Here is a 19,520-nt window from a genome sequence, read left to right as displayed (position 1 = left end):
AAAATGAAAAAATATAATATCAATATCAGCGAGGTTACTAATTCTATAACCTTGATACCTTTTACAGCTATAAAAATACCTTTCATCTTTCTTTTCCTTTTGTTCACAACACTTTCATGCGAAAAGCTGGTTGAGGCAGATGATCCGGATAACCAGATCGGGACTCATCAGGTATTTGAAGACCTGCAAAGTGCTAATGCTGCTTTATCAGGATTATATTCAGGATTATTCACTTCTTCACTTATTTGCGGTGGAAGCGATGGTATGGGAGCTCTTTTGGGAACCTATACCGATGATCTGGACTGCTACTATATGAATAATAACAGCGGGGCACTGGAGCTCTACCAAAACCAGCAGATTCCCACCAATCCGATGATAGAAAAAGTTTGGAATACGGCATATCAGCAAATTTATGCTGCTAATTCCATTATAATGGGAGTTAGCAATTCACAGTCGCTGAGTACAGAAGATAAAAACAGGATCAAAGGGGAAGCCCTTTTAGTGCGAAGCCTTATTTATTTCTATCTGCAACAGATTTATCAGGAAATCCCCTATACGGATACGACAGACTATCAGTTTAACAGTCATTTGTCAAAACTTTCCAAAGAAGCATTGTTACAGAAATTAGAGGCTGACCTGAATCTTGCCATTAGCTTACTTTCCGATACCTACCGCAGTACCGAAAGGATTTATCCCAATAAAAAAGCAGCAGAATTGATGCTGGTAAAAGTATACATACTACAGCAAAAATGGAATTTGGCTCAGCAATTGGCAGACGGCATTCTTCAAAACTCTCTTTATCAGTTAGAGCCCAATATTACAAAAGTTTTCAAAAAAGAAGGAAAGCATATCCTTTGGCAGTTAAAACCACTTAATTCCGGGGATGCTACCAAAGAAGCTTCACTGTATTATTTTTCTAATGCTGCTCCAAATGCTTATGCGCTTAGTCCGAATTTAATGAGTACTTTCAGCAGTTCTGATCTAAGAAAACAAGCATGGATCATCCCTGTTACGACTTCTCAAAATACATGGTACCGGACAGCCAAATACAAAAATATTTCAGGAAATACCGATGAATATTCAATAGTTTTTAGGCTTGAAGAAGTTTATTTAATAATGGCAGAGGCTCTTGCTCAGCAAAATAAGATAACAGAAGCTCTGCCTTATATTAATGCTATTAAAGAGCGAGCCGGAATTCCTGCTCTTGGAAGTAGTACAAAAGATATCTTTCTTCAGGAATTACTATTGGAAATCAGAAGAGAATTCTTTGCTGAAATGGGACAGCGGTTTCTCACCTTAAAAAGGTTTAGCCGTCTTGGAGAACTGATAGGCGTAAAGCCTAACTGGAAAAGCTACCATACGGCATGGCCTCTTCCACAAAAAGAGCTGCTACTGAATGCTAACCTTAACCCACAAAACCAGGGATACTGATGAAAACAGCCTGCCGCTTGGCCAAGATTCTTATAACGCTGCTTTTACTTTACTTACTTAAGTGGCTACCTGTATTGTTGCCCTTATTCTCCGCACAGGACCTTAAAGTAAAAGACATCCATCCTCTTCAAAAGTTAGGTTCAGAATCCCATGAAATCCAGCTACTCAAAATATCAGCGGACGGAAATTGGTTGGCTGTAAAAAAGATAATGGACTCTGGGCAAGACACTTTGATGATCTTAAGAACAGATGTCCCCGAATCCATTGCCCTTAAAAGAACTAATATTTCGGAATTACAGTTTCTTATCAATAACAGGGTATTGCTGTTGCATAAAGAAGGAAAGGCGGAATATCTGAGCTTAGGGGAGAAAAAAAAGGGAAAAGCACAAGAGAAAGATAGTGAAGGTAATATTTTTGCCAATCGTAAAATTTTTAATCAAATAAAAAAAATTGAAGTTCTTAAAAACGGCAAAGAATTTTTGTTATGGTCTGATTCTTCGCAAACGAATTCCCTTGTATGGTACTCGGCAAACGGACATCCCATACAGGTATTGGAACATATTATGACTTATCTATTAGATAGGAATTTTGAACTTTATGCGGTGCAGAAGGAAAGAAACGAAGATAAAAAAGTCAAACAGTACAGCATTTTCAAGTTTTCCGGTTCTGCTAAACGGTTGCTGTACCAGACTAACAGGCCAATTGAGAGTATTTACACTGCGCCTGACGGAGAAAGCCTGATCAGCTTTGAAAAAGACCTTACGACCGGGTATATGAAAATGGTATCTATAAGTCTTAAGGATTTTAAAAGCTATCCTTTAGACGAAAGCCTTTTGTTCCATCATATTACGGTAAAAAGCATTGGGAAGGAAAAATTATTTTTTCTTCACACCATCAAAAACAAGACAGAGACAAAGAAATCGTCACCCGAGATTTGGTACGGTGATGATAAAAATCTTGAAGAGAAATTTTTACCACAATTTCAGGAAACGTATTATCTCTGGGAACCTGAATCAGGGCAGCTTGAAAACCTGAATGGCAGCAGTGGATTTCAAAAAATCATTCCGCTGCATAACCATAGGTATTTCCTGGCTTTCAAGCCTCTAGAGTTAAAAGATTATACGCAAAAAACACCTTCTTTGCTGATTTCTGTATACGACCGGATAAGCAATATTTCCGTAAAAGTTGATACCATAGGGACTGAATTATATACTTCCGCAAAGGGAGAATATCTTCTCTACCCCGAAAACAAGTACTGGAAATTATACAGGATTTCTGATGGGAAAACAATTCTTATCTCAAAAAATGGAGTAGAGCAGCCTTACTTTACCAATGATGGTAAAGGAATTGTTTTTGGTGGGAATGATGCTCTCTGGTACTATGATATCCGGAAAGAAAGCTTTAAAACATTAACCGCAACTACTAAAGGATACATATTTCGTATTATGGAAAGTAAAAGGGAATCGCTCTTAGCCAATTACAATTTTTATCGTTCGGTGATTGATGATAAAGCTCAACTGATCGTAGAATACCGGAATGAAATGAATAATCGGTTCGGGTATGAGAGATTACATGTGAATAAAAGCTATACTGCCATTCCTCCTACAGATGGCAGAATGAGTTCTCTTCTGTATAATCCCTCTTTTAGTACCTTTGCTTATTTGCAGGAAAATTATAATATGCCACCCCGCGTTGTAATTACAAAGGATAATAAAAGTAAAGTGATCTATCAAAGTAATCAAGGGGATACTAAGATTTCAGAGGCAAGAATGGATGTCATCGAATATATTGGGCCTGAGAATACTCCATTAAAGGGGCTGCTCTATTACCCTATAGATTTCAATCCTTCGATGAACTATCCGATGGTGGCGCATATTTATGAAACGCAACATCACTTAAGCTCACAGTACTGGCGGCCAACTTATAAAAATAGCCTGGGCTTTAATGTGAGGTTATTACAGGAAAAGGGATATTTTGTCTTTTTACCGGATATCGCTTATGGTTCGGAAGGTCCGGGAATTTCTGCGCTGTATTCGGTAGAATCTGCTATGAAAGCTGTACTAAAAAATACTTCTATTAACCCCCTGAAAATTGGGCTTATAGGACAATCATTTGGTGGATATCAGGCTAATTTTATCGCTACCCGATCAGATCTGTTCACAACCTATATTTCGGGAGCGGCCAATGCCGACGTTGTGCATGTTTACCATACTTTTAATGAGAATTACCATATGCCGGAATTCTGGCGGTATGAATCCGGGCAGTACAGGATGGGAAAATCCTTTTCACAGAATAAGGAGCTTTATTTTAGAAACAATCCACTGTATCGTGCCGATCGGGTTACTTCACCTATACTTTTGTGGTGTGGTATGCAGGATAAGAATGTAAACTGGGAAGAAACCCGGACGTTTTACAATGCTCTGAAAAGGAATAAAAAGAATGTCATAGCATTATTTTATCCTAATGACGGACATTCTATGTGGCAAGAGGCTTCTAAGACAGACCTTACTTACAAGATATTGGATTGGTTTGATTTTTACCTGAGAGATCATAAGACGGCAATATGGGTTAATAATAAATAAAGAAGGGTGCTTTTGACACCCTTCAGATTTTTAGTTAAGTCGGTACAATGGCGCTCCGCATGCAGTGTCATTGATCTTTTCTCTCAGTACTTCGGAGTTCCAGGTACATTCTGCACCTTCGATGGTGCTGCATTGGGCAACTTCGATACATTTCACTTCTGATGCAGATGGATCAAACCTGTGACCAGGGACCATTGTTGAATCTGCGGTTTTAGATACGGTGGATGCAAATGCTCCTCCTGCGCCTGTTAAGAAAACTACAACAGGCAAAATAAACTTTTTCATATAAAAAGATTTTGATGTTATGCCTACTCTTTTTTACAGGTTTTCGGCTTTCCCTGTGCTGAAATGCCGGGTAAGGGACGGGTATAACCGATACCTGACAATTTCATTTCCGATAAGGATATAGAAATACTTATCGGTAACAAGCATATGGGAAATCTTATCCTTCCCGCGGTGAAAGACATAAAAACTTCCCACATATTCCTGCCGGTCGGTACGGTACACATCTACAATAGCTGCTTGCTTCCAGGCTTTTCGGGATTCATGCTTTCCCATTAGATTAGATTCGTTAAACAAGAGTTTGCGATATGCAACCATATTTTTATTCACTGTTAAGGGCGGTGCACTCATTTTGTGCTGTCCGTCTTTCAGTTGCGTTACCTGTATTTGTGCCCTGGTAACGGTGTCAATCGTATGAAGCTTTCTCAGTACATTCAGCTCATGATCCATTTCCATGAACTGGTTGCGATAGAAATAGGTATACAAAAGCTTTCCAGTTGCAGGGTCCCGAATCATTTTGCCATCTGAATCGAAAACCCCGTCCTTTTGTTTTTCCAGCACATCTGAATACAGCTTCACCTTTGATTTTCGCTGAAGATCCAAAATACCCAATACACGATTTTGGGTTTCGCTACTTTGCGTCCTTATGGCAAAGCGCGTAGAATCCAAAGGAATGATCTGGTTGAAGTATGCATCCTTATAGCTAATTGTCTTGGCATTTTGCTTACCGAGTTCACCTCTGTAAATAACAGGGACATTGCCATCATAAATATAATAGTAAGGCTTTTGAACCTGCGTTTGTATTGACCGGAACGGATGGTTATGGCGGTCTATTACTGAGGTAAAAGATGTCTTTGCTACCAGAGCTGTATCAATTGTTGTTAAAATGAGGGGAGTTGTATAATTTCCCAAATATATTTTATCATCAGCGGCTCCTGCGAAATAATAAGAATTCGCTCCCAGGTTCATTTTTTTATCCTCTTCCATTGGATGCTGAAGAAAGCGCCGGGTAAAATTATTCTCTGTCTTCATGATATGTTCCGAGCGGATGAATAAAAAAATCACCAGCCCGCAGCTTATAACTCCAATGGTTCCGGAGAGAATAAGGTAACGCCGCTGATTCGTTCCTCTCTGCCTTTCCAAAAAGATAATAGCTACCAAGGCAAGGGCAATACATACTGCATTAAAGATCAGATGCTCCGTCCATCCCAGCTTTTCAAGAATTCCACCACAGGAACACGGTACAAAATCACTGAAATTTAAAATCAGGTAAATGTATATCGTGAAACTCACCATTAGTCCGAATGATGCATATAGTCCTACTAATCGCGTACTGCTAATACATAACAACACTGCTATGATTAATTCCACAATAATAACAGCATAAGAGATAAATCCTGCATAAGCACTTAATAGCGGTGATTGTGCTAACTGTACCTGAAAAGCCTCAAAATCTAGTAGCTTGCTTGTCGCCGCATATACAAAAAGCAGCACAAAAAAAATGGCTACTATACCAGGAAAGTGATAAGAGAACTTTTTCATGATATTAATTTTATGGTGATTAGTTAGTGGTGTAAAGTTCTGTAAATTATATAATTATACTATTGTATAATTTGTACAAAACATAGTAAAAAATGACAAAAACATAGTAAAAAGTGACACTTTGTTGAAAAATTATCAGTTGGATCCAATTAATATTCTTGGAATTATGTTTAATGGGAAGTTGTACTTTCTTTTAAATAACTGGTACATTGCAATGTAGCTAGAAAAATTATTTTTGTGGGCAATTTCCTTTAGTGATAGATTGGTCAGCATAATATCATTAAGCACATCCAGCATTTTCATTTTAATATAAAAGTTATGGAAAGTGGTTCCCAGGCAGATTTTGCAATCCTTTCTAAACTGCCTGTAACTTATATTATAAATAGGATATAGGTTATGAATACTTTGTCTCTCATTATACTCAATAGCATAAATTATAGACAGAAGGTAATTGCATCGTGAATGGGAAGTATAGCTAATATGATTTATCGGCATTGACATTTCATGTAATAAGCTATACATTGTTGATTCATCCTGTTTAAGCAAGCTGATTCCTGAAAACAAATAAACTTCTTTACTTGTTGTGAAATGAATATGGATTGGTAATATTTGTTTTCTATCAGAGGTACGACTAAGCAAATGTGGTAAAACAAGATTTTGAATAGCAGTGAGATAATCCGGATGAATTTCCCCATCTGCTTCAACTCCGGTAGCAGTATGTTTTATTAAAAAATGTCCTTTATAGTACTGATTTTGTTCAGGTAAAATTTGGAGTAACTTCAGTAACGAAATATATGTTTTAATAAGAACCCTGCTATCATGCAAAAGCTGTTCAAATAAGCCTGCATCAAAAATTGAAGTATTGATAGGAAGCAATGAAAATTTAGCTATTGCTTCCTTTAGTTTTTTATCAATGATGGTAAGCTGATAGATATGCATTTTGTTAGGTATACAGTAATATGAAGTTAAAGGTGTCTATTTCAGAATGTAGCAATACGGGCTATTGCAATTATATTTTGTAAATGGCTTACGTAAAAAAATAAAAGTAACCTGAATGGTAATTATTCAGGTTACTTATCGCTGGCTAAAATGATTGATTAGTGTGTGTAAGTTTCATTTTGAAAAATTGATTTCTTATATTTTTACTCTTTTAGACTAGATAGTTTATTATTGTTTTACTCTCCACCTGATACCGTCTTTGGGTGGAGGTTCGTTTTCGCCATCAGCGGGAGGTATTTCCTGTTCCGCACTTTTTATAATTGTGATACTGTCCATTTTTTTACTGTTTAAAGTAGTTCCTATTTTTCTATTTGTTTTCTGATAAAATGGTTCATCTGTGATATCTTCTCCTCTACATGATTGAGTGGATATAATCAACAGAATAACCGTTAAAGATGAGATTAACTCTTTCATTACATTTTGATATTAAAAGTTATCTCCGGCCGGATTGGAATGTTTATTAGAATTCTGTTTTCGAAATTAGCTGGTCTTCTGCGATGGAAAAATAAATTATTGGCGTCTTTCGGGAAATACGACGTTCTAATTCGGGAAAAATAACATCAATAAACAGATATAAATCAATAGAATTCAATCAATTAGGGTGAACACGTTTCAAATCAATTCCCATAATTAAAAAACAACATATTTTATGTAATTTTGACAACCTTTCACCACCTCATAGTATCATTAATGAACAAAAAAGTTTACTTTATTATCTTGTTTTTGTTTTTTATAGTTGTTTTTTCTCAAAAAAACACTCTCAATGAGTATGCAGCCCTTCGTAATAAGTATGAAAACTATCAGGACAGTGACGCAAGGGCATTGCCTCATATTAGCCTTTATATTGCAAAAGCTAAAAAAGATAAGAACTATCCGAAGTTATTCCAGGGTTATAAAGATGCGGTGATGTTTTCAGCTACAAAAGAACGGAAACTGATGTATGCGGACAGTACCATTCTTGCCGCTAGATTATCAGGAAAAGATGACCTGATAAGTGTCGCCCATCTTGGGAAAGGTGTCGTTTATTACTATAATTACAAGAAGTTTCAAAAGGCATTGGATGAATATATGATAGCTTATGAATATTCCAAAAATTCGGAGGATGAATATTTTAAGCATAAAATATTGTATCATTTGGGTGTTGTGAAAAGCTATTTGGGTTATTATAAAGATGCTTTGATTTTGTTTGAAAAATGCAGGATATTTTTCAGATCAAAACTCAATGCAGAATTACACCCTAATGAAGTCTATAATAATACAAAAGGATACTACAATACATTACATCAAATGGTTATATGTAACAGGAACTTAAAAAATTATGCAAAAGCAGATTCATTAATCGAATTAGGGCTGAGGCACACTTCTATTAATGATGACCTATCATTGGAACATAGCTACTTCCTTAAGTGTAAAGGAATATCGAGCTACCAGAAGAGAAATTATGCGCAAGCTATAAAGGAACTTGGACAATCGCTTCCCGAAATCACAAGAAACACAGATATTACGTGGGAACCAATCATCTACTTTTATATGGGAAAATCCTATTTGGCCCAGAATAATACGAAAGAAGCAATAGTTAATCTCCGTAAGATGGATTCAATTTTTCAAAATTACCATTTTATATTACCTGAGCTCAGGGAAAACTATGAATTACTAATCAAGCATTATCAACAACAAAATGATGACAAGCGCCAGTTATACTATACAAGCCAACTGTTAAAAGCAGATAAGATTCTGGGGAAAGACTTTGTTTATCTGTTACCAAAAATTCATAAAGAATATGACACCCGTACTTTACAGGATGAAAAAAGAAAGCTGGAAAAAGCAAATTCCAGGGGTACCTTTATCAATGGCGGACTGTTCATTTTGGCATCAAGTCTTGCAGTGGCCTTAACAATACGTTATAAACGGGAAAAGAAAATTCGGCATCAATATTTGGTATTGGAAAAAAAACTTATTACAACAAAGAAAATTCCTTCAAAACCAGCTGTTCATTTGGACAACGAAGAAGATAAAAGATATGGGTTGAGCAAAAATAAAATAGAAGAGCTTCTACACAAACTGCAAGTTTTTGAAAATAAACAAAAATTCATCCAGAAAGGGCTTACCATTTACAAATTGGCGCAACAGTTTAATACCAACGATAAATACCTTTCCTACGTTATTAATGAATATAAGGGTAAAAACTTCACCAAATATCTAGGCGAACTGAGAATTGAATATATAACGCAGCTCCTTTTTAACGATAAAAAATATCTCGATTATAAAATAGAAAGCCTTTCTGAAGAATGCGGCATTGCTTCCAGGCAGAATTTCTCAAGCCTTTTTTATGAAATTAATGGGATACGCCCCACTGATTTTATACGAAAGAGAAAGGCTGAACTACAGGCTAATTTAAAATCTCAAACTAATATAAAGTCTGCCTGAAAATATATTTATCCTCAATACCGTAGTCGATTTTTAGAGAATATTTTTCTTGTACATTCTAAAATCATTCTTAGCCAAATCATGAGTTCCGAATGATTTTCATCCTTTTGCAAAAAGGCAGGATACACTTTTACGGCCATTTTTCATAAAAATGGACGTCCAAAAGGACATCTTGCACCCACAAAAAAACACGACCACCTGTATTGACAGATGCAGTAACTGTGTACAATTGTATAATTCCTTTTCCAAATTCCATTGATACAATTATATAATAGTACAATAGTCTAAATGAATATTTATTTTCTTATTGATTTACAGATCTATACTAATATATATCTCAATAATGCTGTAACTATATATTTACTGATTTATACTCTTATATAAGAGTGGTTGTTCAACACTGTAGTAGTGCAAATACGGAATTACATAAATATGGAATTATATAAGCATATAAATATTTAAAAGTTTTACTGTTGAATTATATTACAATTCAACAGTAAAAAGCTCTAATTCATTATTGCTGATAAAAGAAACAATGAATTCAAAAAATATTGAAATAGAATAACTTGATGAATTGGACTTTTCATTGATGTAATAGGTATGCATCAGACTGTAATAAAGCCTGGAATACTCATTCGGAAACAAAAAATTGATACTTTCCAATATCCTTTCCTCCTTTATCATATCTATTTTAGTTCCTCGTTTTTTGTAGAATACTAAATACTGTTCACCAGGCTCTGTTATTTCACCATATTTTTGTAAAAAATGCTTCTGGATATTTAGAAGTACTAAAGCCAGGTAATGCCTGAAAGAAAACAGAGACAGCAGGTCATTGTCTTTGTAGTAGGTAAAACTGTGAATTTTGAAATTATTAATTAAAGACTTGTCAGTTTTAATCAACAAGTTTTTAGTTTCTTTAGATGCTTTTTTTGCACACATATTGTATTTATTAGCCAACTTGCCGTAAAACGGCAACAAATTATAACAAAAATAACTAAAACCGGACATCCCCTTTTGAAATATTCCGGTTTTACAAAAATTATAAAACAATAGACACCTTAATATTGTCTTTTTTCAGCGTTTGTACGATTTCTATAGCTTTTTGTCGTTGAAAAACATAATATGCCAGTTCTTTAGCAGGGCTAAATAATGGCAGCTTTCCATTGAACACCCGTATAAATTTTGAATAATACAAGCCTTCATCTGAAGTGAATACATAAATTTTCCTGTGGTTAGCTGATTTTATCCAATTCAATAGTTTTTCCCTACACAGCGGAGGTTCGTTTTTGAGCTTTACCGTAAAGACTTCTCTGCCATCGAAAGAATCATCTTTAAAAATAAGATTGAAATTGCTCACATAGCAGCTTAGAACAATATTATCCCCAGTTACTACCAAAGGATTATTAATGTCTCCAAGCAGACTTATATGAATATCATTAGCTTTGAAGAACTGTTTCATAAAAAAATTTCTTCTTGCTATATCAGTAAACAGGTTATTATTGGTATTCTCTTCCATTATATTGTTATAAGAACAAAACAAAAATACTATTTTTTACCTACAATACCAATTAAAAATAATTGAACTAGTATAAAATTTTTTCTTATATTTACATACTTACTTAAATATTAGTAATGAAAAGGATAATAAAATTTGTAGTTTACGGTGCAATAGCGTTTTACATATTTTTGTTTTCGTTTATCGGAACTACTACGGACAATAATGATGCAAGAAAAATATCTCTTGTGCTACTTCTTATCGTCGTTGGCTGGAATATCTTCAAAGCCCCAATAAAAAGGTTTGTCAGGAAGATTTTTAATTAGAATACAATTCTGGACGATAATAAGAGGCTGCCACAAAAGCAGCCTCGTTTTTTTTTAGTAATACTAGAATTGTTCGAGATATTTCTTCGCTTTTTTGGAAGATCCAAAAGCTTTTTTGATATTCTCAATTCTGTTTTCTGAATTATTTACAGACCAGCTTTTTAAATAGCGTACAGAATTGATAAATTCTAAAGTAATTCCAAATTGTAAACAAATCAGCATACTGCCCATTTCGGCGATCAGTTCCTCAAATGAGTAGCTTGTCATATCGGAATGACCTTTCAGCTCCCTGTTTAATCGGCTTTCGTGTCCTGTCCAGTGAATGATCTCATGGAATAAGGTAGAATAATATCTGTCTTCAGAGACAAAGAATTTCTTTTCTGGAATAGCGATATAATCCTCTATTGGTGAATAACAGGCAATGTTTAGCCTGGCATAGGTAATTTTCAGATTTCCGTCTTCAATGATTTTCGTAATGAAGCTCTCACATTTTGCTTGCTTCTGGAAATCCAGTTCATGATTTTCATCTTCAAAATCAATATTGATGTTGATCTCTTCCAAATTTTCGATAAATTCTGAATTGAAAACTGTGTAGTTCCTTAGGCAGGCAATTTTGGAAATGTTTTCTCTTTCCATTGAAGACATTTCGGAAACCTGTTCGGAAGTGAAGATTTTTCCAGTTTTTTTATGCTTAAAAACATAGTTGAAGAATTCAATGACAGTTCCTTTCGCTCCTTTTTTCAGCTTTCCGCCAGCTTTAGAGATGGAACTGAATGTTGCATAGTAGGATGTTTTGAATTTATTGACAACAGTGTCAATGTATAATGCAATGGTATTGAATCCCTGATATTCTTTTTTAGTAAAAAGATTTTTCGGATGATGGAATTGTACATTGGCGTATTGTTCCCAATCCTGAGCATTGACTTTATCAAGATTTTCAAGGATTTTGGAAATGAATTTGTCTTCTTTTGGTTGTGAGACAGATGTTTTTGAATTTGTTTTTTTTTTTAAAGCTTCCATAATGTTGTGATTTTAAATTGTTCTGACTGTTTTTTTGTTTTATTTGCTTTCTAACCATATAAATCTGCTTTCAAACAAAACCGCAATGGAAGCAATAGAATGCAGGCTCCGAAATCTTTTTGTCAGTATGATTAAGGAGTGTCTGAAAAAATTATAGAACCTGTGAAAAGAATTTTTTTAGAAACCCAAAAAGATTTTTTTTGGCAAAAAGCAGATTTCTAATTTTGCAAACGGAAAACAGGAAACAGTCGGAATAAAAAAGCAATCAGAAGGATTCCAATTGCTTTAAAAAAAGAAAAATCATAGTCGAATACGGAGCAATCTTTGAAGATTTTTCGATTTACTGAAATTGATATACTTTTTAAACTCAGGAAACTTGGAAAACTCCTGTAAAACTTGAATAGTTTTTACATCTTTTTCAATGATACAGGATATTTTAATACAGACAGTTCCAATGTCACCAAAACAATTTCCTGATCCAAATAGAAGCCAATAATAAGTTTCTCTGGAAATCGGACGTTCATAGTGTGGAAGGTTGGCTTTGCCTTCCTGATCTTCGTTCACAAAGCGTAAATCTTCATCGAACATTTCCTGCGTAAAAAAAAATACCATAATCGACACAGTTATAATTTTCATATTCAAGATTGTACTTTTCTTTGTCATTAACTTTTTTGCTAAACCTGTTTTTAGCCGTTTTATGATCTATAGAAATATATTCAATAAATTTAATCTGCTCGAACAAAAAAATAAAAAATTGCTTGTTTTCAATTAATTATGTGTACATTTGTAAAATAATCAGGCTCCTGCCGATGCTTCTTCTGAAACTTTGAGTTCACACTCTTTATCAGTTTTCGCTTTTTCAGCCGCTAATTTTTGTCCTCAATATAACAGGTGCAGTACCATTTCATCTTGATATTCTCAAGATTCTAAAAAATACCCCATCATTTCTTGTTCACAAATCGATTTATTACTGTTTGATGTAATTATCAAGCCAGTGATGGCAATAGCCAAAAATATTTTTTTTACTAATACAATAATTTAATACAATACAATACAATACAATACAATACAATACAATACAATACAATGCAATGCAACAAGGAACAGTAAAATTCTTTAACGATGCCAAAGGATTTGGTTTTATTTCACCTTCAAATGGAGGTCAAGATGTTTTCGTACATAATTCAGGTTTAGTTGATACTATTCGTGAAAATGATGTCGTAACATTCGATTTACAAAACGGAAATAAAGGTGTTAACGCAGTTAACGTTAAAAGAGCGTAAATTAAAAATACTGTTTTGATGTTATCATCGGTACAGTAAGGGCAACAGCCAAAAACAATTTATCAGTAAATACAACAATTTTAAATACAATACAATGCAACAAGGAACAGTAAAATTCTTTAACGATGCCAAAGGATTTGGTTTTATTACACCTTCAAATGGTGGTCAGGATGTTTTCGTACATAATTCAGGTTTAGTAGATTCTATCCGTGAAAATGATGTCGTAACATTCGATTTACAAAACGGTAATAAAGGCGTTAACGCAGTTAACGTTAAAATAGCATAAATTAAGATGGAAGTTTAAAAAGCTTCTTTCTCAATAGAATATTAGCAGAGAACTATAATTGTTCTCTGCTTTTTTTTGTTAAGTCCCAAAGTAGCTGCACTTTTAAATGTTATTATTACTTTTTCGGGTTAATTATATTTTAAAATTTATATACCAAGGCGTTTATATTCATACCGGCTCCAACCGAAGCAAATAATACTACATCATTCTCTTTGATATCATGATTCTGGAGTTCGTTATTTAAAATCATAGAGAGTAACGTGGGTACAGTTGCTACACTACTATTCCCTAATTTACTGATGACCATAGGCATAATATCTTTAGGTGCTGATGCATCGTATAATTTGCAAAAACGCTTTACAATTTCTTCATCCATTTTCTCATTAGCCTGGTGAATAATAATTTTACTTAGTTCGTTTATCTTATAGCCACTATCGTCAAGACATTTTTTCATAGCATCAGGCACATGTAAGAGAGCGAATTCATATATTTTTCTCCCGGTCATTTTGATGAATTTCGTATCTGAAAGATTTGCTATGTTATTTGATTTTCCGAAATAGAGATAATCCTTCTCTTTGAAAGTATGAGAAGCCGAAACATGAGATTTAATACCAACATTCCCCTCTGTTGCCTGAATGACTACAGCGCCTGCACCGTCTGCGTAAATCATACTGTCCCGATCATGAACATCAGATACACGGGATAATGTTTCTGCTCCGATAATTAAACAAGTTTTTGCAATACCCGCTTTAATGAAAGCATTGGCTTGAATAACCCCTTCAACCCAGCCCGGACACCCAAATAGCACATCATAAGCAACACAGTAATTGTTTCTAATTCCTAATTGATGCTTCACTCTTGAAGCTAAGCTCGGAACTGCATCGGATTGAATCCCGCCATAAGGAACATCACCAAAATTATGGGCGAATATGATATAATCTAATATTTCAGGATCTATTTTAGAGTTTTCTATGGCAGCTTTTGCAGCAATAAGTCCCAGATCAGAAGTTACCAGTTCTTTAGATGCATAACGTCTCTCTTCTATTCCTGTAATTTCTTTGAGCTTTTCTGCAATGACAGCATTGTCCTGTTCCAATTTCTTGCCCTTTTCATCAAAAAAAAGGTTTTTATTAAAAAATTCGTTATCAATAATCTCCGAGGGTATATAATTTCCTACACCAATTATTTTACTTGTCATGTAATTTAATTTTATATGATTTGCATTTGTTTCTAATCGAAGAATTCAAAAAAGGTGCTAATTTATACAATTATTTAACTAGAAATAAAGAATTATTAGAGAATATTTACGTTAGATCAAATCTTAATAAGTACTATTGAAATATTATATGTAATAATGCCTTGTTCTGGATATTCAGATAAATATATGGCAGATAATGGGATTAATATTTTCCAATCCTTAGGTATATTTTATGGAAAAACTATTCTTGTAACAAATGAAATTGTTTAAGCTTTTTTATATTGAATAATTTTAAACTTCGATATATAATATATAATTGAATAAGTTCCCATAATATAATTGTTTAATTGTTTGTGATTTTGTAGTTCCACCATCCATAAAATTCCTTGTCTTTGATAGTTTCACAGAGTTCTCCGGCGGAGTAACCATTTTTTATGATGAAGTGAAAAATGCTTTCTTTTGCCTGCTTTTCCAGCATTTCTCTTTCTTCAGAAGATAAATTGTCCAAGTCCTCATTATAGACGAACCAAAATTCGATTTCTATTTTCCATTCAAATGTTGCTTTATTCATATTGTTATAATTTGGGATTAAAAAAATACGATTGCCTATACATCGTGAGGTATTTGGTGATTAATGTTCACTTGGGAGCAGTAATACATTCGTTTCTTTCCAAATGGTTAATTCATCAAAGAAGAAATCAGAAAATTCAATATCTTTTGAAATCAAGAGATTATTGTTTCCGTCTGTTGCGGAAAGTTTGAACTTAGTATCTTTAATCCTCTTGATTTTCCATACCTGGAATTCTTCCTGTTTAAATTTTTCTTCAAATTGGTAAGATGCAATGCAGTCGAGGAACCAGTAACATTGTTCTTCATCTGCAATGGTTTTTACACCATCAGTTAACAGCAATCCTAAAAGGTAGGTGTAATAGGATTCTGTACCTGTAAAGTGATTGTAGTATTCATTTGCTGAAATGTTTGGATTTTTCATAGTCTGAAATTTTAAATTGTTAATATTCATTTTTGGTTGGTACACTCCGGCTTGTCTTTTAATTGGCGGAAATGTCAATGAACGCTATGCTTTTTTTCATCTAGCCGGTGTGTTGTTTTTCTTTGCCTACCCACGAAAAAAATCTGGTTTCAGCACGAAACCGGAATGAGAGAATAGAATGCAGGCTCCGAAATATTTTTGTCCGGAGGATTTTAGGAGTGTCTGGGGAAATTATTGGAGATGAGCGGAAAGAATTTTTCGAGAAACCCAAAAAGATTTTTTTGAGCGGAAAGCAGATTTATAATTTTGCAATATGAAAACAGCTCACTGGCTAGAGAAAAAGTGAAGATTCGGAATTTTACTGTATATGAATTAAGTGAACCAAATGTGCTAAATTTGAGATTATCCGTCTCGGGACGTAAAAATTGTAATTTTTAATGACAATTATCTTATGTAACTATTATTCCAGCTTGGCTTACTATTTAATTTGATAGTTTTAGAAAATGAGTAGTAAACTTTACACCTCTTATCCGAAGTTCTTCAGCTACCTCTTCTGCCTTACTGCGAATTTTCCATTCCGGTGGATTTTGGACTTTTAAAGCGTGATAGGCACGCATTGCGTAACCAACACCAATGTTTGAGGGCTTACAAATTGTATCATAATATTTTTGATCGTAATTATCGAGTCTTTTTAAAAGAGTTTTTGTTTTATAGGTTCTTGTTGCCATAATAATATAATTTTAAGAGTTAAAAATTAATTTTGTTATGATCGTTTAGCTTCCTTGGCTTATTTTATTCGTCTTATAAGTAAGCCATCGTTAAATCGGAAAATTCCTATTTTCTTTATTTTTACGATAAAACTTCCTAAAAAAGAATTTCCAGTATCATTTCCTGCCTCAGCTATTACTTCCGTGCTGTCAGAAGATGTATTAAAATACTTCTGAATAATTAATAGTTGCCCTTTTTGTGGTTTCATATTCTATTAAGGTTTTCTATTTTGCCTAACTCCATTATATGGTCTGTAATACTGAATACCTGTTCATCATCAAGAAATGATAAGCTGTATTGATACCCTTTGTTGTCAATTACAACACTGCCAATTTCCTCTAACCATCTTCCATTATCAAGGTTGAATTGCAATTCTTCTTTTCGGATGGGAATAATAATCTGATTACTGTGACGGCTTTCTTCACCTATTAATACTAAAGAATTTGCTATAATTAAATGAGCAGATTCTATTAATTCTTCTAGTTTCTGTGTAAATGTTTTCATAATTTAAGGTTTAAGTTTTGGACTTCTTTAGCCAATCGTTGTAAATTTTTCTTCCATTCTTTAAAGTCTTCCAAAGATTCACGAATTGAAAATATTTTTCTGTAATCCGACATTTGGCGATGAATTTCTATTTCTTCATCTATATCAATATCATCAATTCGATGAGATAACACTTTAAAAAAATCTTCTGGATTTTCAGGATCCAATTGAGTATCCCGAAAATCCAAAAACAGAATTTGATTTACACCTCTGCGTGTATAGGTGTTTAGTTCGTATCCACAAAGCTTATCATCTTCTTTGTAATCATTAATGTATATATCAGCTTTGTTTATTTGGAAAAAAATATTTTCCATTGTAAATAGGTTTTTCATGGGGTTTTAAAGTTTATAGTTGTTAACTTTTCTGAACATTTTATAAAATGCAATGAGATGGGTCATTACTTGTTTATCGGTTCGTAGGAGTGAGAATTTATTGCGATTAATAACTTTTTCTTTTTGGAATGGCTGTAGAAATAGTAATAGCCTCCTTTCTTTTCTGTCATTAACTGGCAGTTTTTATATTTTTTAGGCTGTAATCCTTTTCTTTTCAATGCTATTGGAGTATTTATATCTTCAGTAACATTCGCAAAATAGGGCAGGAAAATTTTATTATAATTCTCACCTTCCGGCACTTCTGAAACGCTATAATGCTTTCCACTGTTCCAGTATTCTATTTCATTATTCTTTTCACACCTGAAACTATTTTCCTCAACTTTATCAACTTTATCAAAATTTAGCTTTTCATGCGTTGTGAACCTGAACCTATCATGTCATAATTTCTAATGAGATAAATAGATTCAACAGCTTTTGAGTGTAATAATATTTCTGATTTCCAGCTTTCACAGCGGGTATTTATTAATACATTGGAAAGGGAGTAATCTGAAATCGTGTAATTCTTTCCGTCATGGAAGAAATCCCAAAATAAATTATTTAATGAAATGTTATTAAAATACTGTTCTAATATTGGTGTCTTAGTCATAATGTAAGTTTTAAAATTTGGATTAATTCTCTGAAACTTCCTTTAAATACAATATTTCCATTGTCGGAAATAGTAATTTCCTCTGTTTCTCTTTGCCTATAGGAATCACCAAATCCTTCAAACAGGTCTATGGAGATCCAATCCTGCGGATGCAGGAAAATTGAAGCAAAGCCTAAATTTTCTTTATATTTAGGCTCGCTTCCTGCTCTATTTTGAGTTTTTATTGCTAATTTTTTCATTTTCTAAATATTTAAAAAGGTTCTCTTATACCGAAGTGAGGAGGATTATCAATGAATTCCCCTGTATCTTCGATTGTAAACTCTGGGGATAAATTATATTTTCCAGCAAATACTTCTGCATCTGTACATGCCTGCTTTAAATTATAAGCGTAACAAACCTTTGCTTTTTCCTTAAAATTGATAATGTATTTGATTTTTTGATAAAGACGGGCTCATCCTGAGCGGCAGAAGTCATCGGATTTGCGGTTTCGGATAATATTCATTCAGAATATCAATGTGGGGTTTTTCGCTTGTTGTTATAATACAGTAGGTAATGAGTTTCTCTGCATTGTAATAAATCTCCGGTTCGGAAGTAACATTGTAGATATAATCCCCGCATCTTACTAATAGGGCATCCTTACCGTAGTAAAGCTTTTTCATACCCGTTATACTACCTGATTTGTGGAAGTTTGGAAAATCACATAAATTTTCAGGAGCATTTTCTTTCTTAATTATTTTTACCCGTGACATATCTTTATTGCTTGTATTTTCTTCATTTCGGTTTCAATATATCTGCCTGTCTTTGTTATTGCTTCAAAGTGAATTTCCTGATACTTTATTCCAAAATCGGCAGTGAAATTCTTTCCTATCAGATTATATGTAATTGTTTCATTTTATTGTTTTTCATAAATGTTTAATTGATGCCAATTATGAGATCCAGATTCCATAAACTCTTTGAGATTTTTATATTTGATAACATGGTTCCTGCTGTTTATTGCCCAGTGCGGACAAACTGTTAATAATGCCTCTTTTGCTACTTCCAGGCTATAATCATCTGATATTCTAAATCCGGTTCCGACTTCCTTTGATGGTTTATGAACACTTGAAATACTGATATCACGATATTTGTTTTCCTGTTGCAGATAGGCGATATTATCACCATCTGAGAAATATGCATAATTGGTTTTCTTGAATGTTTCTGTTGGTTCAGGAATTATTAGCTTAAAACCGTTTTCCATAAGCTTTTTAAATGCTTCTTTAAAATCTTCACTGATAAATACTAAGTTTTCAAATTCTGTTTTCATAATTGATATTTTTAATTGTTAATACTTTCTGTTTTATTCGGTATCGAGGACACCGTGTTTTTTCTT

The 19,520-nt window shown here is 33.7% G+C and carries 24 protein-coding genes; 5 read left to right on the top strand and 19 right to left on the bottom strand.

Features of this window, described 5'->3' with window-relative positions; translation table 11 throughout:
- Positions 1 to 3: 3 nt before the first annotated feature.
- Entirely contained in the window at positions 4 to 1,431 is a 1,428-nt protein-coding gene (locus J7E44_RS10945) for a RagB/SusD family nutrient uptake outer membrane protein (RefSeq protein ID WP_214829319.1), read from the top strand.
- Entirely contained in the window at positions 1,431 to 4,013 is a 2,583-nt protein-coding gene (locus J7E44_RS10940) for an alpha/beta hydrolase family protein (RefSeq protein WP_214829317.1), read from the top strand. Before J7E44_RS10945 ends, J7E44_RS10940 begins: the two co-directional genes overlap by 1 nt.
- Before the next feature lie 30 nt (positions 4,014 to 4,043).
- Here the strand turns inward: J7E44_RS10940 and J7E44_RS10935 are convergent, their stop codons facing one another.
- The 4 genes from J7E44_RS10935 to J7E44_RS10920 form a co-directional block, all read right to left on the bottom strand.
- Positions 4,044 to 4,298 carry a DUF6520 family protein gene (locus J7E44_RS10935; RefSeq protein ID WP_214829315.1) on the bottom strand — a complete coding sequence of 85 codons (255 nt, stop codon included), beginning with the start codon at positions 4,296 to 4,298 and terminating at the stop codon, positions 4,044 to 4,046.
- A gap of 33 nt (positions 4,299 to 4,331) precedes the next feature.
- The gene (locus J7E44_RS10930) at positions 4,332 to 5,837 is read right to left on the bottom strand and encodes a DoxX family protein (RefSeq protein ID WP_214829313.1); all 1,506 of its coding nucleotides are present in this window, start codon (positions 5,835 to 5,837) and stop codon (positions 4,332 to 4,334) included.
- Positions 5,838 to 5,972: 135 nt separating this feature from the next.
- On the bottom strand, positions 5,973 to 6,776 hold the full coding sequence (locus J7E44_RS10925) for a helix-turn-helix transcriptional regulator (protein WP_214829311.1): 804 nt from the start codon (positions 6,774 to 6,776) through the stop codon (positions 5,973 to 5,975).
- A gap of 228 nt (positions 6,777 to 7,004) precedes the next feature.
- Complete coding sequence (locus J7E44_RS10920; protein WP_214829309.1) at positions 7,005 to 7,250, bottom strand: hypothetical protein; 246 nt, start codon at positions 7,248 to 7,250, stop codon at positions 7,005 to 7,007.
- Between the two features lie 276 nt (positions 7,251 to 7,526).
- On the opposite strand from J7E44_RS10920, the gene J7E44_RS10915 reads away from it, so the two are divergent.
- Entirely contained in the window at positions 7,527 to 9,263 is a 1,737-nt protein-coding gene (locus J7E44_RS10915; RefSeq protein ID WP_214829303.1) for a helix-turn-helix domain-containing protein, read from the top strand.
- Between the two features lie 483 nt (positions 9,264 to 9,746).
- On the opposite strand, the gene J7E44_RS10910 is transcribed toward J7E44_RS10915, so the two are convergent.
- The 4 genes from J7E44_RS10910 to J7E44_RS10895 all read right to left on the bottom strand — a co-directional run bounded on the left by J7E44_RS10910 (position 9,747) and on the right by J7E44_RS10895 (position 12,740).
- A complete protein-coding gene (locus tag J7E44_RS10910; protein WP_214829302.1) occupies positions 9,747 to 10,202 on the bottom strand; it encodes a hypothetical protein in 456 nt (151 codons plus the stop codon).
- 100 nt (positions 10,203 to 10,302) lie between these two features.
- Entirely contained in the window at positions 10,303 to 10,779 is a 477-nt protein-coding gene (locus J7E44_RS10905; protein ID WP_214829300.1) for a hypothetical protein, read from the bottom strand.
- A 368-nt stretch (positions 10,780 to 11,147) separates the two neighbouring features.
- Complete coding sequence (locus J7E44_RS10900; protein ID WP_214829298.1) at positions 11,148 to 12,104, bottom strand: zincin-like metallopeptidase domain-containing protein; 957 nt, start codon at positions 12,102 to 12,104, stop codon at positions 11,148 to 11,150.
- A 300-nt stretch (positions 12,105 to 12,404) separates the two neighbouring features.
- A complete protein-coding gene (locus J7E44_RS10895; protein WP_251040558.1) occupies positions 12,405 to 12,740 on the bottom strand; it encodes a hypothetical protein in 336 nt (111 codons plus the stop codon).
- A 455-nt stretch (positions 12,741 to 13,195) separates the two neighbouring features.
- Here J7E44_RS10895 and J7E44_RS10890 point away from each other — a divergent pair, with 455 nt between their 5' ends.
- Positions 13,196 to 13,387 (top strand): cold-shock protein, encoded by a 192-nt coding sequence (locus J7E44_RS10890; RefSeq protein WP_214829296.1) that lies wholly within the window; start codon positions 13,196 to 13,198, stop codon positions 13,385 to 13,387.
- Positions 13,388 to 13,481: 94 nt separating this feature from the next.
- Positions 13,482 to 13,673: a cold-shock protein gene (locus J7E44_RS10885; protein WP_214829294.1), complete on the top strand. Its 192-nt coding sequence runs from the start codon at positions 13,482 to 13,484 to the stop codon at positions 13,671 to 13,673.
- Between the two features lie 139 nt (positions 13,674 to 13,812).
- On the opposite strand, the gene J7E44_RS10880 is transcribed toward J7E44_RS10885, so the two are convergent.
- The 11 genes from J7E44_RS10880 to J7E44_RS10830 all read right to left on the bottom strand — a co-directional run bounded on the left by J7E44_RS10880 (position 13,813) and on the right by J7E44_RS10830 (position 19,454).
- Positions 13,813 to 14,871: a 3-oxoacyl-ACP synthase III family protein gene (locus J7E44_RS10880; RefSeq protein ID WP_214829292.1), complete on the bottom strand. Its 1,059-nt coding sequence runs from the start codon at positions 14,869 to 14,871 to the stop codon at positions 13,813 to 13,815.
- A gap of 343 nt (positions 14,872 to 15,214) precedes the next feature.
- Positions 15,215 to 15,442, bottom strand: a complete 228-nt coding sequence (locus J7E44_RS10875; RefSeq protein WP_214829290.1) for a hypothetical protein — start codon at positions 15,440 to 15,442, stop codon at positions 15,215 to 15,217.
- Between the two features lie 60 nt (positions 15,443 to 15,502).
- The gene (locus J7E44_RS10870; RefSeq protein WP_214829288.1) at positions 15,503 to 15,862 is read right to left on the bottom strand and encodes a DUF6876 family protein; all 360 of its coding nucleotides are present in this window, start codon (positions 15,860 to 15,862) and stop codon (positions 15,503 to 15,505) included.
- A gap of 482 nt (positions 15,863 to 16,344) precedes the next feature.
- On the bottom strand, positions 16,345 to 16,590 hold the full coding sequence (locus tag J7E44_RS10865) for a hypothetical protein (protein WP_214829286.1): 246 nt from the start codon (positions 16,588 to 16,590) through the stop codon (positions 16,345 to 16,347).
- 59 nt (positions 16,591 to 16,649) lie between these two features.
- Positions 16,650 to 16,838 (bottom strand): hypothetical protein, encoded by a 189-nt coding sequence (locus J7E44_RS10860; RefSeq protein ID WP_214829284.1) that lies wholly within the window; start codon positions 16,836 to 16,838, stop codon positions 16,650 to 16,652.
- Positions 16,835 to 17,134, bottom strand: a complete 300-nt coding sequence (locus J7E44_RS10855; RefSeq protein ID WP_214829282.1) for a hypothetical protein — start codon at positions 17,132 to 17,134, stop codon at positions 16,835 to 16,837. Before J7E44_RS10855 ends, J7E44_RS10860 begins: the two co-directional genes overlap by 4 nt.
- Entirely contained in the window at positions 17,131 to 17,487 is a 357-nt protein-coding gene (locus tag J7E44_RS10850) for a hypothetical protein (protein ID WP_214829280.1), read from the bottom strand. Before J7E44_RS10850 ends, J7E44_RS10855 begins: the two co-directional genes overlap by 4 nt.
- A gap of 418 nt (positions 17,488 to 17,905) precedes the next feature.
- On the bottom strand, positions 17,906 to 18,151 hold the full coding sequence (locus J7E44_RS10845) for a hypothetical protein (RefSeq protein ID WP_214829278.1): 246 nt from the start codon (positions 18,149 to 18,151) through the stop codon (positions 17,906 to 17,908).
- On the bottom strand, positions 18,148 to 18,390 hold the full coding sequence (locus tag J7E44_RS10840) for a hypothetical protein (RefSeq protein ID WP_214829277.1): 243 nt from the start codon (positions 18,388 to 18,390) through the stop codon (positions 18,148 to 18,150). The genes J7E44_RS10845 and J7E44_RS10840 overlap by 4 nt, the downstream gene beginning before the upstream one ends.
- Positions 18,391 to 18,621: 231 nt before the next feature.
- Positions 18,622 to 18,900 (bottom strand): hypothetical protein, encoded by a 279-nt coding sequence (locus J7E44_RS10835; RefSeq protein ID WP_214829275.1) that lies wholly within the window; start codon positions 18,898 to 18,900, stop codon positions 18,622 to 18,624.
- Between the two features lie 143 nt (positions 18,901 to 19,043).
- Complete coding sequence (locus J7E44_RS10830; RefSeq protein WP_214829273.1) at positions 19,044 to 19,454, bottom strand: hypothetical protein; 411 nt, start codon at positions 19,452 to 19,454, stop codon at positions 19,044 to 19,046.
- Between the last annotated feature and the right edge of the window lie 66 nt (positions 19,455 to 19,520).

The organism is Chryseobacterium sp. ISL-6, assembly GCF_018613715.1.
Classification (GTDB): domain Bacteria; phylum Bacteroidota; class Bacteroidia; order Flavobacteriales; family Weeksellaceae; genus Chryseobacterium; species Chryseobacterium paludis.
Note: the sequence above shows the minus strand (reverse complement) of the source record. Positions and strands in the feature narration are given on the sequence as shown.

What these genes read in the sequence shown, in the direction of transcription:
- J7E44_RS10945 (WP_214829319.1), top strand. Translation starts at nt 4, where the DNA reads ATGAAAAAATATAATATCAATATCAGCGAGGTTACTAATTCTATAACC.
- J7E44_RS10940 (WP_214829317.1), top strand. Translation starts at nt 1,431, where the DNA reads ATGAAAACAGCCTGCCGCTTGGCCAAGATTCTTATAACGCTGCTTTTA.
- J7E44_RS10935 (WP_214829315.1), bottom strand. Translation starts at nt 4,298, where the DNA reads ATGAAAAAGTTTATTTTGCCTGTTGTAGTTTTCTTAACAGGCGCAGGA.
- J7E44_RS10930 (WP_214829313.1), bottom strand. Translation starts at nt 5,837, where the DNA reads ATGAAAAAGTTCTCTTATCACTTTCCTGGTATAGTAGCCATTTTTTTT.
- J7E44_RS10925 (WP_214829311.1), bottom strand. Translation starts at nt 6,776, where the DNA reads ATGCATATCTATCAGCTTACCATCATTGATAAAAAACTAAAGGAAGCA.
- J7E44_RS10920 (WP_214829309.1), bottom strand. Translation starts at nt 7,250, where the DNA reads ATGAAAGAGTTAATCTCATCTTTAACGGTTATTCTGTTGATTATATCC.
- J7E44_RS10915 (WP_214829303.1), top strand. Translation starts at nt 7,527, where the DNA reads ATGAACAAAAAAGTTTACTTTATTATCTTGTTTTTGTTTTTTATAGTT.
- J7E44_RS10910 (WP_214829302.1), bottom strand. Translation starts at nt 10,202, where the DNA reads ATGTGTGCAAAAAAAGCATCTAAAGAAACTAAAAACTTGTTGATTAAA.
- J7E44_RS10905 (WP_214829300.1), bottom strand. Translation starts at nt 10,779, where the DNA reads ATGGAAGAGAATACCAATAATAACCTGTTTACTGATATAGCAAGAAGA.
- J7E44_RS10900 (WP_214829298.1), bottom strand. Translation starts at nt 12,104, where the DNA reads ATGGAAGCTTTAAAAAAAAAAACAAATTCAAAAACATCTGTCTCACAA.
- J7E44_RS10895 (WP_251040558.1), bottom strand. Translation starts at nt 12,740, where the DNA reads ATGAAAATTATAACTGTGTCGATTATGGTATTTTTTTTTACGCAGGAA.
- J7E44_RS10890 (WP_214829296.1), top strand. Translation starts at nt 13,196, where the DNA reads ATGCAACAAGGAACAGTAAAATTCTTTAACGATGCCAAAGGATTTGGT.
- J7E44_RS10885 (WP_214829294.1), top strand. Translation starts at nt 13,482, where the DNA reads ATGCAACAAGGAACAGTAAAATTCTTTAACGATGCCAAAGGATTTGGT.
- J7E44_RS10880 (WP_214829292.1), bottom strand. Translation starts at nt 14,871, where the DNA reads ATGACAAGTAAAATAATTGGTGTAGGAAATTATATACCCTCGGAGATT.
- J7E44_RS10875 (WP_214829290.1), bottom strand. Translation starts at nt 15,442, where the DNA reads ATGAATAAAGCAACATTTGAATGGAAAATAGAAATCGAATTTTGGTTC.
- J7E44_RS10870 (WP_214829288.1), bottom strand. Translation starts at nt 15,862, where the DNA reads ATGAAAAATCCAAACATTTCAGCAAATGAATACTACAATCACTTTACA.
- J7E44_RS10865 (WP_214829286.1), bottom strand. Translation starts at nt 16,590, where the DNA reads ATGGCAACAAGAACCTATAAAACAAAAACTCTTTTAAAAAGACTCGAT.
- J7E44_RS10860 (WP_214829284.1), bottom strand. Translation starts at nt 16,838, where the DNA reads ATGAAACCACAAAAAGGGCAACTATTAATTATTCAGAAGTATTTTAAT.
- J7E44_RS10855 (WP_214829282.1), bottom strand. Translation starts at nt 17,134, where the DNA reads ATGAAAACATTTACACAGAAACTAGAAGAATTAATAGAATCTGCTCAT.
- J7E44_RS10850 (WP_214829280.1), bottom strand. Translation starts at nt 17,487, where the DNA reads ATGGAAAATATTTTTTTCCAAATAAACAAAGCTGATATATACATTAAT.
- J7E44_RS10845 (WP_214829278.1), bottom strand. Translation starts at nt 18,151, where the DNA reads ATGACTAAGACACCAATATTAGAACAGTATTTTAATAACATTTCATTA.
- J7E44_RS10840 (WP_214829277.1), bottom strand. Translation starts at nt 18,390, where the DNA reads ATGAAAAAATTAGCAATAAAAACTCAAAATAGAGCAGGAAGCGAGCCT.
- J7E44_RS10835 (WP_214829275.1), bottom strand. Translation starts at nt 18,900, where the DNA reads ATGTCACGGGTAAAAATAATTAAGAAAGAAAATGCTCCTGAAAATTTA.
- J7E44_RS10830 (WP_214829273.1), bottom strand. Translation starts at nt 19,454, where the DNA reads ATGAAAACAGAATTTGAAAACTTAGTATTTATCAGTGAAGATTTTAAA.